The sequence below is a fragment of the Rhizobium rosettiformans W3 genome, assembly GCF_004912135.1.
Taxonomy (GTDB): Bacteria; Pseudomonadota; Alphaproteobacteria; order Rhizobiales; family Rhizobiaceae; genus Allorhizobium; species Allorhizobium rosettiformans.
In genome coordinates, this window is record NZ_STGU01000006.1 from 1 (window position 1) to 14,747 (window position 14,747).

A 14,747-nucleotide genomic window follows, 5' to 3' on the forward strand; every position below is an offset into this window, starting at 1 on the left:
GAATGTCCCCGCAGTCCACAATACACCGTTGAAAAGTCGTTTCTCTGAAATGGATGACATCAGTATTCTTTCGTCAGCCGGGTTTCCGGGAGCGGGACTAAAAGAGGAAGCGGATGGTCCTTGGTGGGAAGGAAGTGTTTTGATCAGCGAACGGCAGCTTCGAAGTTTCGGTGCAGTGCTTCTGCAAGATCACGTATATCATGCATGAGCGCGACACGCTGTTGGCCAGCAAGTCCCATCTTGAGCAGGTCTTCCGGTGAGGCAAGAAGCGCCGAGCGCATGGCAGCGACAAGCTCATCGTGGTTACCGGGGGAAACGAGCCAGCCGCAACTCGGATCAACCAGTTCGGGAATGGCGGTGATTTTGGTCGTGATAACCGGACGAGCCAGAGCCAAAGCCTCCATCAAGACGATCGGCAAGCCTTCATGGTAGCTCGGCAGCAAAAGGGCGCGGCTTTCACTGATCAAGCGTCTCACGTCCGCATTCGCCGCCCATCCCAGGAAGACAACGGAATTACCTCCGTCCAGCCCGTAGCGTGCGACTTCTACCTCGATCTCATGGCGACTTTCGCCGTCTCCAACGAGCAGGACCCGCAGATCAGGAAACTCGCCCTTGAGCGCAGCCACGGCCGCAGGGATGTGGACCTGCCCCTTCTGTGGACAAAGCCGTCCCACACAGACCAGAGTTTGATTGTTTGGCGCCGTTGGCTGGGATGCTTGAAACTCATCGAGATTGAGACCGCAGCGTGCGATGACGATCTTGCCATGATCGCGCGGGGCCAAGCATCGGTCTGCCAACAAGGTCCGGCAGTACTCTGATATGGCAACGGCGAAGCTTGCATTCTGGATCTTCAGCCCGAAATTAGCGGCGGTTTCGTTCAAGAACTCGTCGGGACCGTGCGCCGTGAAGCTGTATCGCGGCCCACCCATCAGATGCGACAGCATCACGACGGTCGCCGGGTTCGTTCCGTAATGGGCGTGAAAATGCTCGATCTTGGCATTGCGTGCTTCTTCAAGAAGAGCGGCCGCTTGCATGAGATAAGCCGCGTGTCGCACAATCCCCGTCTTCCCCTGTCGAAGAAGTTTGAGCGATGCAATGAGCGCACGCCCGACCCCTCGCGGATTCCGGAAAGCCACGCGGCAAAAAGCCTTGAGGAGCTCAAGTTTGCCTCGTTGCAGGAGGTAGACTGTTCTCGAAGCTTCCAGGATGTCTCTGTCATCGACTAGGACGTTCGCGAAACTTCGTGCCGCAAACCGGAACACGACCTGTCCACGGGCTTCGATCGCCTCGATTTCACGCCTGATGAAAGTCGCACTCGGCACCGGATAGGTGTTGAGGAAGTAACCAATATTCACCACAGCCCTCGCCAAGTACCGGCATTACGACACCACCAAATCGACGGTGCTGATCGGATCATTCCAGCAGACTGACGGCGAAACACTGCCGCGCCTCCCTAGAACAGATGACTACGCTCGACCCGGTGAGTAAAGGACGGCTTCACCAAATAATACATGCCTTAAAATGGATCATGCAGAGGTCTTAGAAGACCATGGTTGCAGATCTGCAGTTAACAATTGATTTAACAGCCATTTTCGGTCAGGTTGTTGCTTGCACCTCTATTTCCGGTAGCAGCCACCGGGGCGATGCTGATGCTATAGAGATGGAAGGGGCATGCGTAGGTATAGGCGTGTCCGAGTGACGGACGATAGGCAGGAGAGAGTTCTGGATGTTTAAATGCCTGTTGATCGGCAATGAATCCCTCCTAATCCAATGCGGACAACTCATACTCGACCGAAAACACGTGATTGCTGCGGTCATTACGTCAAACGACGCGGTCAGAAGCTGGGCTTTGTCGCACAAGATACGAACGATGAAGTGGGACGAGAGTCTCGAGGCGGAAGTAGAGTCGATAGACTACGATTATCTGTTCAGCATTGCGAACCTTCGGATGATCCCTTCAACAATATGGCGAAAGGCCCGTATTGGAGCGATCAATTTCCATGACGGCCCCCTGCCCCGTTATGCCGGCCTGAACGCGCCGGCCTGGGCAGTCATGGAGGGCCAAAAGCGTTTCGGCGTAACGTGGCACGAAATCAGCGAGGGCGTCGACGAGGGCCGCATCCTGATGCAGGCCCATTTCGATATTGACGCTGACGATACGAGCTTGAGTGTCAATACGAAGTGCTTTGCGGCCGGCATGGAGTCTTTCTCGGCGCTGCTTGAAGCGATCGACGGAAATTCCCTGCGACGCATCAATCAGGATCTGTCAGAACGCACCTACTACGCAAAGAACCAACGGCCAGCTGCTGCCGGCACGGTTCTTCTTGATCGCCCGGCAGAGCAACTCTCTAATCTGTTTCGCGGCCTTCATTTCGGGACGGGCTACACCAACCGCCTTGTCTGCCCAAAGATACGGCACGAGGATGCAGTCTTTGTCGTCCGCAGCCTTACGATTTGCGACTCCGAAGAGGCTTCCGCGGAGCCCGGCCTTGTCCTGGCGGTTGACGCCGATGGTGTGAGACTTGCTACCGGTCGGGGCTGCATTCTTGTTGATGCCGTAAAGCATGGGCGGCAAACGGATCAGAAGCTCTCAGACCGTGTGCGTCCGGGAGACCGCATTGCGCTTCTTTCCGAAGGGGAAATCGAAAACCTGACGGCAGCTGTCGGCAAATGGGTCAGGCATGAGGATTATTTTGTCGAGAGTTTGTCGGCGGTCGAAGACGTCAACCTGTTTGATGTCGTGGATCGACCGTCGAGTGAAGCGCGACTCAAGACGATCCCGATTGCATTCCCGTCCGATATTCCGCATGACAAGCGAATTGCTGCCATAGTGGCTTTCCTGGCGCGTATGTCGGGACAGGACCGGTTCGATATCGCCTATGCTGGACCCGAAATCGCAGAGCTGACAAGCAGATTCCCGGGTTATTTTGCAGACGCCGTTCCGCTGCTTATCCAGCTGGCTCCAGCTGACACAGCAGCGACGACACAGCAGAAAGTGGCAGAGAGCATTGCGAAGCTTCGAGATCGAGGGAGTTACCTTGCGGACCTTTATCTCAGGCATCCCGGTCTCAAGCACGCTGACTTAAGCGTTGGGCTCATTGACGGCAAGCATCCGGTCGACGGCAAAGGCCTGGAAGGATGCGCCATGACCTTTGTCATCGATGAGACCGATGGGAGTATCTCCCTGGTGATCGATGAGGCCAGGCTCGCTCCGGATCTGGCCACTGACTATGGTCGGCGCATCAAATTGGTCGCCAATGCTTTTGCAATCGATGACACTCCAGTCGCCGAAGTGGCGCTGATGGCGGACGATGAGTTGGATGTCGTTCAGAATGTCTGGAACGACAGCGAAAGGCCATTCGATCCAGAGATATGCATGCATACGCTGTTCGAACAGCAGGCCGCGGCAACGCCGGATGCAATCGCAATCGCGTGGCGCGACGAGCAGATCAGCTACCGCGAATTGGACGAGCGTGCCAACCGCGTTGCCCAAGCCCTTGTGAAAATGGGCGTCCGGCGCGATATGATCGTCGGGCTCAACGTTCCGCGCTGCACAAATCTCGTGGTGGCTGCCCTGGCCATTCAGAAGGCGGGCGGGGCCTATCTTCCGCTTGATCCAAACTTTCCCGCCGACCGCCTGTCCTTCATGGTCAAGGATAGCCTTTCACAGATCATACTATCCAGTCGAATGACCGCCGAAGCCCTTTATGAGGCCGGTGCGCAAACCGTTTTCGTCGAAGACTTGCTCGCGCCAGCCCATGACGCGGTCAAGCCAGTCGTGGAGGTTTCGGGTGAGAACCTTGCTTACGTAATCTACACGTCCGGCTCCACGGGCCGCCCGAAGGGCGTGATGGTTGAGCACAGAAACGTGGCAAATTTCTTCGTCGGCATGGACGAGCGCATCAACTATGATCGCAATAGCCAACCGGTCTGGCTTGCTGTCACCAGCCTGTCGTTCGACATCTCGGTGCTTGAGTTGTTCTGGACTCTGGCACGAGGTTTCAAGGTCGTCATACACTCCACACAAAACAAGCCCAATCAGACAGCGGCAGGCGCAAGCCGTTCGCCAGGCTCAAGGCCTATGGACTTCGGCCTTTTTTATTGGGGCAATGACGACGGCGCAGGACCCGCCAAGTATCATTTGCTTCTGGAGGGAGCCAAATTCGCCGACAACAACGGCTTTCAATCCATCTGGACACCGGAACGACACTTCCACGCGTTTGGCGGGCCCTACCCGAACCCGGCCATAACCGGAGCCGCCGTCGCGACGGTTACCAAGAACCTGTCGATCAGAGCGGGCAGCTGCGTCCTTCCACTTCATCATCCGATCCGGATTGCGGAAGAATGGGCCGTAATCGACAATCTGAGCAATGGTCGGGTTGCCCTCGCATTTGCATCGGGGTGGATGCCGGAGGACTTCGTTCTCCGCCCGGAAAATGTCCCGCCGAACAACAAAATGGCGCTGATGCAAGGCATTGAAACAGTCCGCCAACTCTGGAGGGGCGAGCGGATAGAGTTTGATCTGGGCAATGGCAAGGTCGGTGTCACAACACAGCCGCGGCCGCTGCAGGCGGAACTACCTGTCTGGCTGACGACGGCCGGCAATCCCGAAACCTATCGGGAAGCCGCAAGGGCCGGTACGCATGTGCTAACCCACCTGCTTGGCCAGTCGATTGACGAACTGGCTTCAAAAATCAAGATTTACCGGGACACGCTGGTCGAATGCGGCCGCTCGCCGAGCGACTACAAGGTGACACTCATGCTGCACACCCTCCTCGGCGACAACCGGGAGGAAGTAAGAGAAGCGGCCCGCGGGCCGATGAAGGCTTACCTGCAGAGTGCCGCCGCACTGATCAAACAATACGCTTGGGCGTTCCCAGCCTTCAAGAAGCCGGTGGGCGCGACGGCTGCCCACGACATCGATCTTCAGACACTCGACGCTGATGAGTTGGACAGCATCCTGGAGTTCGCGTTTCTGCGTTACTTCGAGGACAGTGGGCTCTTCGGCACGCCCGATGATGCCATGGCTCGCATCAGCCAGCTCATAGATATCGGCGTAGACGAGATTGCCTGCCTCATCGATTTCGGCGTTCCCTCCGCGCTGGTCTTGGAGCGCCTCAAGCCGCTAGCCGGAGTTGTGGCACAAGCGCGTGCGGCGTCACGTCCTATCGCTGAGACCGAACCCGAGGCTCTGAGTTTTCACGAAGACGTACTTCGTCATGGTGTGACGCATCTTCAATGCACGCCGTCCATGATCCGCATGTTTCTGGTCAACGACGCCGACAGGGCAGCTTTGTCCCGGATTTATCACCTCTTCGTCGGCGGAGAGGCGCTGACTGGCTCGCTCCTGCAGGAGATCAGGTCGGTCACCGCCGCGACCGTCACCAACATGTATGGCCCGACGGAGACAACCATCTGGTCGTCAACCATGACTGCCGACATGTCGCACAGCGTCGTGCCGCTCGGTGAGCCGATCGCCAACACGCAGCTTTATGTGCTGGACCAATATGGCCGTCTGACGGCACCTGGCCAGCCCGGTGAACTCTATATCGGCGGGCACGGGGTGACCCGCGGCTATCTGCATCGCGAGGATCTAACTCGCGAGCGGTTCCTGCCAAACCCGTTTGCTCCCGGGCGCATGTACCGCACCGGCGATCTGACATGCCGTAGCCAGAACGGAACCCTCAAATTCCTGGGTCGTGCCGACCACCAGGTGAAGGTCCGAGGCTATCGGATCGAGCTTGGCGAGATCGAGACCCTGATCTCGACCTTCCCCGGCGTGGCTGAATGTGTCGTTGTCGCGAGAGAAGATCGTGCGGACGACGTCCGGATCGTCGCATATCTGCGCGTGAGCCAGTCGGGGGTCGATGAAGAAGGTCTGCGTCGACACCTATCGGAGAAGCTTCCGGATTACATGGTACCGGCCCACTTCGTGGTGCTGGACGCATTCCCGATGACGCCGAACGCCAAAGTCGACCGAAAGGCGCTTCCGAAGCCCGAGGAGGCGAGGAAACCTGTACCAAGCGAAGTCTTCGTTGCGCCGGAAAACACGCTGGAGCGAGACCTTGCAGAAGCCTATCGCCGCACGCTCGGCCTTGATCGGGTCGGCTTGAACGACAACTTCTTTGCGCTTGGCGGCCATTCTCTCCTCGCTGTGCAATTGCACCGGGATCTGAAGGCGAGCATCGCACCGGACCTCACGATCACGGACGTGTTTCGCTTCCCAACGGTCGGAGCGCTGGCAGCCCATCTTGCCGACCGCGGAAAGGCGGACGAACGGCTGAACCAAGTCGCAGACAGAGCCGCAGCGCGTCGCGCGGCATTGGGTGACAGACGGGCGGCGCTCGCCAGATTGCGGACATGATAGCCGAGAACGACACTCTGGTGCAGTTTCTCGGTCCGGGCGTGGCGCTGGCCTATACGGACCCGCGCTCAGCAAGCATCAGGGCGCACCCCCAGGAACTGAGATACGTGGAACGCGCGGTCGAAAGCCGCAAGCGCGAATTCCACGCAGCTCGGGCCTGTGCGAGGCAAGCCATGGAAATGCTGGATGAACCGTCGGTCGCAATACCGGCAGCTTCAGATCGATCACCCATCTGGCCAGCCCATCTAATCGGAAGCATCAGCCATTGCAGTTCGTTTTGCATCGCTGCGGTCGCTCGCAAAGGAGAGACCTGTGATGCGATCGGCGTGGACGTCGAACCCGCCGAGGATCTGCCGTCTGATCTTCTCGATACAATCTGCTCACCCCGTGAGCGAGCAGCACTGGAAGACCAACCAGCTGACCAGTACCTTCTAGCGGCTCGTATCCTGTTCAGTGCCAAAGAAGCCGTTTACAAATGCCAGTATCCCCTGACGGGGGAGATGCTGGAGTTTCTGGACATCGAGATCACACTATCCGAACGGTGCTTTCAGGCGAGTTTTCAGCGCGATGTCGGGCCATTCAGCAGAGGATCTATCCTTGAAGGGCGCATAGCCTTCGCCCATGGCTGCATTGTCACCGGTGTGACCGTACCAGTGGCAGAGGGCCCGCATGCATAGAGCGGATGACAACAGCATCGTTCCACCGCAGGGCTCAATCCTGGCTCCTAAACGCGGCAGATGCGTTGACGGCGTGTTTCTTTCAACGGACAGCCAGATCGAGCACATCGCCTTCGCCATGGAGAAATCGATGACCAGACGTCAGTTCAGCCGGCGCTGTGAGGGATTGCTGGGGAAATGAGAGTGATTACGTTTCGCAGCCGCCTCGTGCTCGCAGGCGTCGGCATGGTGGCGTTCGCGGCTGGCCTGATGTTCGTGACATGGCTTTCCATAGCCCCGACAGAAGAGAGAACTCGCATGTACGCGACCTTGCCCGATCCGAGAGAAATGGCCGGCAAGCAGAGGATATTCGTTTCCGGTCACAGTCTCACGTCACGCACGATGCTGAACGACCTTCAGGAGATAGCAGCGGCCTCCGGATTGGCGACTTCGTGGGAGGGGCAGCTTGCTGACGGCTCCTCGATCAGGGACCGCTCCCTTGGCCAGGACCCATCAAGGCGGTGGTCCGGCTTTGAACACGGTCAACGCGCCGACGGCAGCCCAGCGGATGTCCAAGCAATCTTGAAATCGGCTGTCGAGAACGGAGACCGGTTTGAAGCTCTGTTGATTACCGAGCAGCATCGCGTCCTGGACTCCCTCGTCTGGCAGGGGACGAAGCAATATCTAAGAGCGTATCGGGATGCCTTCACCACGCTCAATCCTCAGGCAGACGTCTTGTTTTTCACTCCCTGGATCGACCTTTCAGATAAAGACGACCCTACGGAATGGATCGCTTACGAGCGCGCGGCATGGCCGGTGTGGAAATGCATTGTCGCCGATGTAAATCAGGGCATTGAGGTCGGTGGAAACCGAGCAATACGGATGATCCCGGCGTCCTTGGCGCTCGCGGAATTGGTAGAACACCTCAAAGATAACCCGGACCAGCCTGGATTTGAGGGACGGAGAGGAAGCGATCTCACCGATACACTGTTTTCTGACAGGGTCCATCTTACGCCACTCGGCTCTCGCTTCGTGGCTGCCGTGACAGCTGCCGTACTCTATGGCGGCCTGCCATCAGAGCAACCTCCGGACAACGTCCCGGCTGATCAAGCTAGGACGGTACAGAAGTTTGCAGCCAACTTCGTAGATGAGATCCGTCGTAAGGAACCAACCTTCGGCGCAGAGTGCGGCCGGACCGTCGGCTGGGCCTTCGCGTCCCACTACACGGGCTATATCGAAAAAACCTACAATCGCTCCGAGATGGGTTTCGTTCGCGCCAAACTCCGGCGTATGATCGACTTTCTCCGTTTCGCCCAGGCATCTTAGACCACGATATTGCGTGGCGGCCCGCATAATCGTTCGGAGCTTGTGGGTAAAACAAGAACCGGGCGGACCTGAAATAGTCCGCCCCAGCCGCTCAAGAACCACGACGCTCGTAACGTGACGCCTCCGCTTATGCCACCTCCGGCAAACCGCCGATCAGCTTGTCCAGCGTGACCGGATAATCGCGCACCCGCACGCCGGTCGCGTTGTAGATCGCGTTTGCAATGGCCGCCGGCACGCCGCAGAGGCCAAGTTCGCCAACGCCCTTCGCCTTCATCGGCGACGACATGGGATCGGTCTCGTCGAGGAAGATGACCTCCTGGTGCGGGATGTCGGCATGAACCGCGACCTCATAGCCGGCAAGATCATGATTGACGAAGAAGCCGCGCTTGGTATCGACGGCCAGTTCCTCCGAAAGCGCCGCGCCCACCCCCATGGTCATGGCGCCGATGACCTGGCTGCGCGCCGTGATCGGGTTGAGGATACGGCCAGCGGCACAGACCGCCAGCATGCGGCGCACCCGGGTTTCGCCGGTGTAGACGTCGACACCGACTTCGACGAAATGCGCCCCGAACGTCGACTGCTGGTAGGTCTTGGAAAGGTCGCCCCATTCCATCGTGTCTTCACCCACCAATTCCTCGGCAGCGGCCGCCTCCGACAGAGCGACCGAGCGATTGCCCGCCCGCACCTTGCCGTCTTCAAAGACCACCTCGTCGGAATTGAAGCCGAGCGTCTGCGCGACCGCTTCGCGCAGCTTCACGCAAGCCGCATAGACGCCGGCTGTCGAGCAATTAGCACCGAACTGACCGCCGGAACCGGCGGAAATCGGAAAGCGGGAATCGCCCAAGCGGACATCGACATCGTCGACACTCAACCCCATCATCTCTGCCGCTGTCTGCGCAATGATGGTGTAGCTGCCCGTGCCGATATCGGTCATGTCGGTCTCGACGGTCACGCGGCCATCCTTTTCGAGGCGCACGCGTGCCCCGGAGGGTACCAGCAGGTTGTTGCGAAATGCGGCGGCGACGCCGGTTCCGATCAGCCAGTTTCCTTCACGCCGTGTCGCAGGCGCGCCGCGATCGCCCCAGCCGAAGCGCTCGGCGCCGAGCCTCAGACAGCCGACTAGATCGCGATGGGAAAAGGGCCGCTCGGGATGCTCGGGATCGACCTGCGTGTCGTTGATGATCCGGAATTCCACCGGGTCGATACCGACCTTCTCTGCCATCTCGTCGACAGCGATTTCGAGCGCCATCATGCCCGGAGCCTCGCCGGGCGCGCGCATGGCATTGCCTTCCGCAAGGTTAAGGGTTGCAAGACGCATGGCTGTCATCCGGTGCTCACCGGCATAGAGGAGACGGGTCTGGTTCACCGCCGTTTCCGGCTTGCCACCGGGCAAGTCGCCCGACCAGCTTTCATGTGCGATGGCCTGGATCTTGCCGGCTGCAGTGGTGCCGATCCGGATCCGCTGGATCGTCGCCGGGCGGTGCGTCGTGTTGTTCATGATCAGCGGCCGCGGCAGCGCCACCTTGACGGCGCATCCCGCCGCCTTCGCGCCGAGTGCGGCGAGAACCGCATCGGCCCGCAGGAAGAGTTTGCCGCCGAAGCCGCCACCGATATAGGGCGACATCAGGTGGATCTTTTCCTTGTCCATGTCGAGGAAGGTCGCGAGATCCCCGCGCCACCAGTCGATCATCTGGCTCGAGGTCCAGATCTTGAGCTGATCGCCCTCCCAAAGACCGATCGAGGCATGCGGCTCCATGGCCGCATGCGACTGGTCAGGTGTGGTATAGTAGGCGTCGATCGTCACCTCGGCCTCGGAAAAACCCTTGTCGAAGTCGCCATGGCCACTGTCCGGCTCATCGTCTTCGCTTGGCTTCTCAGCGGTTTTCATCCCCTCGGTCAGATCATAGGCGCCGGCCTGCTCCTCATACTCGACCTTAACGAGTGCTGCAGCGGCCCTCGCCTGCTCGAAGGTCTCGGCCACTACAAGCGCAATCGCCTGATGGTAATGCTGGACCTCCGCTCCGCCGAAGAGCTTTGCGGTGTTGTATTCGCCCTTCTCGCGGTCGCCGACGTCGAGCATCGTCACGACGGCCATGACGCCGGGCGCGCTCTTTGCCTCATCGACATTCATGGAGGCAATGAGCCCCTTGGAGATCGCCGCGCCGACGGGATAACCGTAAGCATAGCGCAGGGACGGCTCGTAATGTTCATAGGCATAGGTCGCTCGGCCGCTCGTCTTCAGCGCGCCGTCGATGCGATGCGTCGGTCGGCCAACGACCTTGAGCGTGTCGATCGGATTGGTGGATGCGGGTTTGTCGAACTTCATGGCCTTATCCCCTTGCCTCGGCGATCACGGCGCCAAGAGTGCGCTCCACCAGATCGAGTTTGTATCGGTTCTGCTCCGTCGGTCGTGCCTCTGCCAGCAACACAGACGCCGTGGCGCGAGCCCCTTCAGGCAGATGGGCTTCCGCCTCCTCCACCCTCCAAGGCTTGTGCGCCACGCCACCGAGAGCCACCCGGCCGGTGCCGTCGGGCAGGATGACGGCTGCGACGGATACGAGCGCGAAGGCATAGGACGCGCGATCGCGCACCTTGCGGTAGATCTGCCGGCCGCCGATGGGAGGCGGGAGGATCACTGCGGTGATGATCTCGCCCTTTCTCAGCACGGTCTCGATCTGCGGCGTATCACCCGGCAGAAGATGAAACTCTTCGATCGGGATCATGCGGCGGTCGCCATCGGCCGTCATGGTTTCGACGACCGCATCGAGAGCCCGCATGGCAACCGCCATATCGCTCGGATGGGTGGCAATGCAGGCATCACTCACACCAATCACAGCATGTTGTCGGCTAAAGCCGCCGATCGCGGAACAGCCGCTTCCCGGCTGACGCTTGTTGCAGGGCTGGTTCGTGTCGTAAAAATAGGGACAGCGGGTCCGCTGCAAGAGGTTGCCGGCCGTGGTCGCCTTGTTGCGCAACTGCCCGGAGGCGCCAGCCAGGAGCGCGCGTGCGAGCAGCGGATAATTAAGGCGCACCGCCTCATGGGCGGCGAGATCCGTATTGCGCACCATGGCGCCGATCCGCAGACCGCCCTCCTCCGTCTGTTCGATCTCGGCAAGACCGAGATCGTTGACGTCGATCAGATGCGTCGGTGTCTCGATCTCGAGCTTCATCAGGTCGAGAAGATTGGTGCCACCGGCAATGAATTTGGCATCCGGATTGGACGCAGCGACGCGTGCGGCCGCCTCGATCGAGGTGGCGCGTTCAAAGGTAAAGGCTTTCATGCGCGTGTTCCCGCCACTTCGGTGATGGCATCGATGATGTTGGAATAGGCACCGCAACGACAGATATTGCCGCTCATGCGTTCACGGATTTCGTCGACGGTGAGCGCCGCCTTTGCGGTCAGATCGTCCGTCACGTGGCTTGGAATGTCGGCCGCGATCTCCTCGAGCACGGCGACGGAGGAACAGATCTGCCCCGGGGTGCAGTAACCGCACTGGAAGCCGTCATGCTTGACGAAGGCCGCCTGCATCGGGTGAAGGTCGCCAGGCTCTCCCAGTCCCTCGATCGTCGTCACCTTGTCGCCGTCATGCATCACCGCCAGTGTCAGGCAGGAATTGACGCGCCGGCCGTCGACGATAACGGTACAGGCACCGCATTGACCGTGATCGCAGCCTTTTTTCGTGCCGGTGAGATGAAGATGCTCGCGCAGCAGGTCGAGCAGGCTCGTCCTGTTGTCAACGTCGAAGTCGTGGGACTGACCGTTGACCGTCAGGGAAAGCTTGGTTGTGTAACTCATGGGATGTCCTGGTGTCTGAGGGGCCGGCTGGGACGGAAGGCTATGGAGAATGGGATGGTCGTAAGCGCGAAAGCCAGTCTGACCGGGACTTGGCGACTGTCAAATCGTGGATCGGCTTTTCTTCCAGGTGAGATAAGGGGCAAGCAATTGACCGGGAAAGCGCCGATCGAGCTCCTCCTCGACAAGGGCAATCCGCGACAGGATCTCGTCCGTGTCGCCCTGCCCCGCTTCGCTGCGGTCCTCGAGTTGCTTCATGACGGCGAAAACCTCGTCATCGGTCATCGGCTCGAGCCGTGAGACGAACTCGGCCACATCTTCTTTGACAATATCGCTACCTAGCATTCATGCGCCTCCCGATGTCGGGAAAGGGCAGAAGGCACGAGATTGTTCCGAGAGAATGAGCAGTCCGCGTCCGGCGGGCAGTTAGCCGCGTCGGAAGGCCACGCTCTCCTCGGAGCGTGACATTGAAACTGGGTTTGAAACAAACGCCAGGGTTCAATAGGTGGCGGGCTGGCCAAGGTAAGCGGAGGCCTGCCCGCCACGTATCAATCAGGCATCGACCGTCTCACGAACATCGTCGAGCAGGAAATGGGCCACGACATAACGCGTCGAATAAGCCCTGCCGCTGTCCGAGACGTTGTCGACCGTACCGCCGTCGGCCGGGTGCCAGGGGCCATAATGGGGATTGTTCACGATCAGGGTGATGGCCTTGCCGGCGAACCGGCCCTGCAGCCGGTACCGCGCCTCGGCGAGCGGCCAGACGCGCTCGAAATCGGCCTGCGTCATCCGCACCTTCAACGCCTGCCGACGGATGGCTTCACTATGGGTGCCGTCGTCGCGCTGTCGCCCAGGGCTTTCCAGCGTGACCTCTTCCGCATCATCGAGAATTGCGCTCAGTTCCTCCGGCCACATGCGTCTCATAGAATTGCTCCTCCCCGAGCGTGTTCATACTGACAGGTGGGAGTGTAGCGCGTTGCGCGGCGGAAACAACGCATATGCGCCGAGACTGATGGAATTGACGTCCGGCGGGAGCAACTGTGCGTGACGGAGACGTCAAGTTTCCGGCGTCGACAACGCAAAAAGGTGCCGCCCGCCTTGGAGAAAGCGTGGCAGCACCTTTCAAGGTGGACTGAAACGGGCTGAAGCGGTCGGCGCGCTTATTCCGTGCAGCCGGTGTCCTTCAGGGCCTGCGCGTGAAAGCGGCGCAGGGCAGCCTCGATATCGGCCCTGCTGAAATTGTGACCGGCGGTGGCAAGATCGCGCGAAAGGCGCGAGATGACGTCACTGTCTCCGCTGACCACGTGATCGACCATGTGCAGGTCGCGCGCATAGCGGCCCAGGTCGTCGCCGGCAAAACCAATCAGCGAGCCGGCCCAGTATCCGGCAAGCAGGTTGCGGCGGGCGCGGATACTGCCGAGTCCGTCTTCCTCATGCGGATGGACGGCGCTGGCGGTGGTGGCAACACTCAAGGGCATGGACTGGATCTCCTCCTCAATCATCAATCAGGCTTCCGCTTCGGCAGACAAAAGATAGCTCGCAACCGGGGCGCAAGTGGGGTTTCCTGCATCGAGCAACTCGGCCGGGCTCGTAAAGCCGGTCGCGAGAGACACCACCGTGGTGCCCGCCCACCAGAGATCGCCCGTCGCGCGTTCGATCAGCAAGGGGCCGGTCGTGCGCAGACAGTCTCCTGCCTGCGTGACCACCTCGACGGGCGCCCGCATCTCTTCCAGCCGCTGACGGATATCGGCCTCGATCGGATCGACGACGAAGAGGGCAAAGATTGATGCAATCCAGTCGGCGATCATCGGATGCCCTCCGGACGCATGGCAAGCGTGACCATGTCACGCGGCGTCTGCAGGCGCGGTTTCGGCTGCCCCGGGCGCACACAGGCGTCATCGAGCGCAGGAAAGCGCCCCGGAGAAATCTGGATGGAATGGTGGCGTCTCATGGACTGGTCCCTGGACCGGCAGCGGTGTCGAAACGGTCCGACATCGCAAAAGCGCCGGTAGCTTTTGCCAGAGGGGCCCGGACCAGCGGGTTGACCGCGATATGGCGATCGATTCGGGCGTCTTCAAGGCATTAGGGAATGCCGATATAAAAAAGATCGGGCCATGCTAGCGGGGTCTTGATTGCCCCTTCTTGCATGGCCCGGGCGACGGGCGATCAAGGCTCAAGCCTTCGGGCAAAGCCGGTCAGCGCCGCAGCCATCTCGTCAGTAGCGGATGACCGGGCAGCCGCGGACATTTGCAAACACCATGCGGTCACGGCCGCCATGGCGCACACCGGCGACGACAACCCGGCGCGGCGTTACATCTGCCACGAAGGCACGACGCAGGCCATTCCAGCGCGCCTTTTCGACCGCGTGGTGCGGACGGCATTCTCCCCGACGCGGACGATCCCAGCCGGGACGATCCCAACCCGGGCGGTGACCGGGGCGATCCCAGCCATGGCCGCCATGACGCGGACCTTCGATATAGACGCCCCAGCCGAAACCATCGGCAGACGCCGTGGACGCGAGGCCTGTCGTCGCCACCACCGAGACCAGAGCAGCAAGACCGATTTTGCGAAGCATGCCGAACATTTTCTCTCTCCTTGAAGGGCGCAT

General features: G+C 60.0%; 13 protein-coding genes. 3 read left to right on the forward strand and 10 right to left on the reverse strand.

Annotation, left to right across the window (positions count from 1 at the left end; translation table 11 throughout):
* Positions 1-143: 143 nt before the first annotated feature.
* Entirely contained in the window at positions 144-1,355 is a 1,212-nt protein-coding gene (locus tag FAA86_RS12110) for a glycosyltransferase family 4 protein (RefSeq protein ID WP_136540892.1), read from the reverse strand.
* Positions 1,356-1,726: 371 nt separating this feature from the next.
* Here FAA86_RS12110 and FAA86_RS12115 point away from each other — a divergent pair, with 371 nt between their 5' ends.
* The 3 genes from FAA86_RS12115 to FAA86_RS12125 all read left to right on the forward strand — a co-directional run bounded on the left by FAA86_RS12115 (position 1,727) and on the right by FAA86_RS12125 (position 8,346).
* Positions 1,727-6,364: a MupA/Atu3671 family FMN-dependent luciferase-like monooxygenase gene (locus FAA86_RS12115; RefSeq protein WP_136540894.1), complete on the forward strand. Its 4,638-nt coding sequence runs from the start codon at positions 1,727-1,729 to the stop codon at positions 6,362-6,364.
* The gene (locus FAA86_RS12120; RefSeq protein ID WP_136540896.1) at positions 6,361-7,041 is read left to right on the forward strand and encodes a 4'-phosphopantetheinyl transferase family protein; all 681 of its coding nucleotides are present in this window, start codon (positions 6,361-6,363) and stop codon (positions 7,039-7,041) included. The genes FAA86_RS12115 and FAA86_RS12120 overlap by 4 nt, the downstream gene beginning before the upstream one ends.
* Before the next feature lie 183 nt (positions 7,042-7,224).
* The gene (locus tag FAA86_RS12125; protein ID WP_136540898.1) at positions 7,225-8,346 is read left to right on the forward strand and encodes a hypothetical protein; all 1,122 of its coding nucleotides are present in this window, start codon (positions 7,225-7,227) and stop codon (positions 8,344-8,346) included.
* 127 nt (positions 8,347-8,473) lie between these two features.
* On the opposite strand, the gene paoC is transcribed toward FAA86_RS12125, so the two are convergent.
* From paoC to FAA86_RS12165, 9 genes are all read right to left on the reverse strand, one after another.
* Positions 8,474-10,672 carry an aldehyde oxidoreductase molybdenum-binding subunit PaoC gene (gene paoC / locus FAA86_RS12130; RefSeq protein WP_136540900.1) on the reverse strand — a complete coding sequence of 733 codons (2,199 nt, stop codon included), beginning with the start codon at positions 10,670-10,672 and terminating at the stop codon, positions 8,474-8,476.
* A gap of 4 nt (positions 10,673-10,676) precedes the next feature.
* Positions 10,677-11,627 (reverse strand): FAD binding domain-containing protein, encoded by a 951-nt coding sequence (locus FAA86_RS12135; RefSeq protein ID WP_136540902.1) that lies wholly within the window; start codon positions 11,625-11,627, stop codon positions 10,677-10,679.
* Entirely contained in the window at positions 11,624-12,142 is a 519-nt protein-coding gene (gene paoA / locus FAA86_RS12140; protein WP_136540904.1) for an aldehyde dehydrogenase iron-sulfur subunit PaoA, read from the reverse strand. The genes FAA86_RS12135 and paoA overlap by 4 nt, the downstream gene beginning before the upstream one ends.
* A gap of 99 nt (positions 12,143-12,241) precedes the next feature.
* On the reverse strand, positions 12,242-12,484 hold the full coding sequence (locus tag FAA86_RS12145) for a hypothetical protein (RefSeq protein WP_136540905.1): 243 nt from the start codon (positions 12,482-12,484) through the stop codon (positions 12,242-12,244).
* A 207-nt stretch (positions 12,485-12,691) separates the two neighbouring features.
* Positions 12,692-13,054 carry a hypothetical protein gene (locus FAA86_RS12150; RefSeq protein WP_183954670.1) on the reverse strand — a complete coding sequence of 121 codons (363 nt, stop codon included), beginning with the start codon at positions 13,052-13,054 and terminating at the stop codon, positions 12,692-12,694.
* Positions 13,055-13,299: 245 nt separating this feature from the next.
* Positions 13,300-13,617 carry an ATPase inhibitor subunit zeta gene (locus FAA86_RS12155; RefSeq protein WP_136540909.1) on the reverse strand — a complete coding sequence of 106 codons (318 nt, stop codon included), beginning with the start codon at positions 13,615-13,617 and terminating at the stop codon, positions 13,300-13,302.
* 27 nt (positions 13,618-13,644) lie between these two features.
* Positions 13,645-13,947, reverse strand: coding sequence for a hypothetical protein (locus tag FAA86_RS12160; RefSeq protein WP_136540911.1), 303 nt, complete (start codon positions 13,945-13,947; stop codon positions 13,645-13,647).
* Positions 13,944-14,090: a hypothetical protein gene (locus tag FAA86_RS24595; protein WP_162760176.1), complete on the reverse strand. Its 147-nt coding sequence runs from the start codon at positions 14,088-14,090 to the stop codon at positions 13,944-13,946. The genes FAA86_RS12160 and FAA86_RS24595 overlap by 4 nt, the downstream gene beginning before the upstream one ends.
* Before the next feature lie 264 nt (positions 14,091-14,354).
* Positions 14,355-14,723, reverse strand: coding sequence for a hypothetical protein (locus FAA86_RS12165; RefSeq protein WP_136540913.1), 369 nt, complete (start codon positions 14,721-14,723; stop codon positions 14,355-14,357).
* Positions 14,724-14,747: the final 24 nt, after the last annotated feature.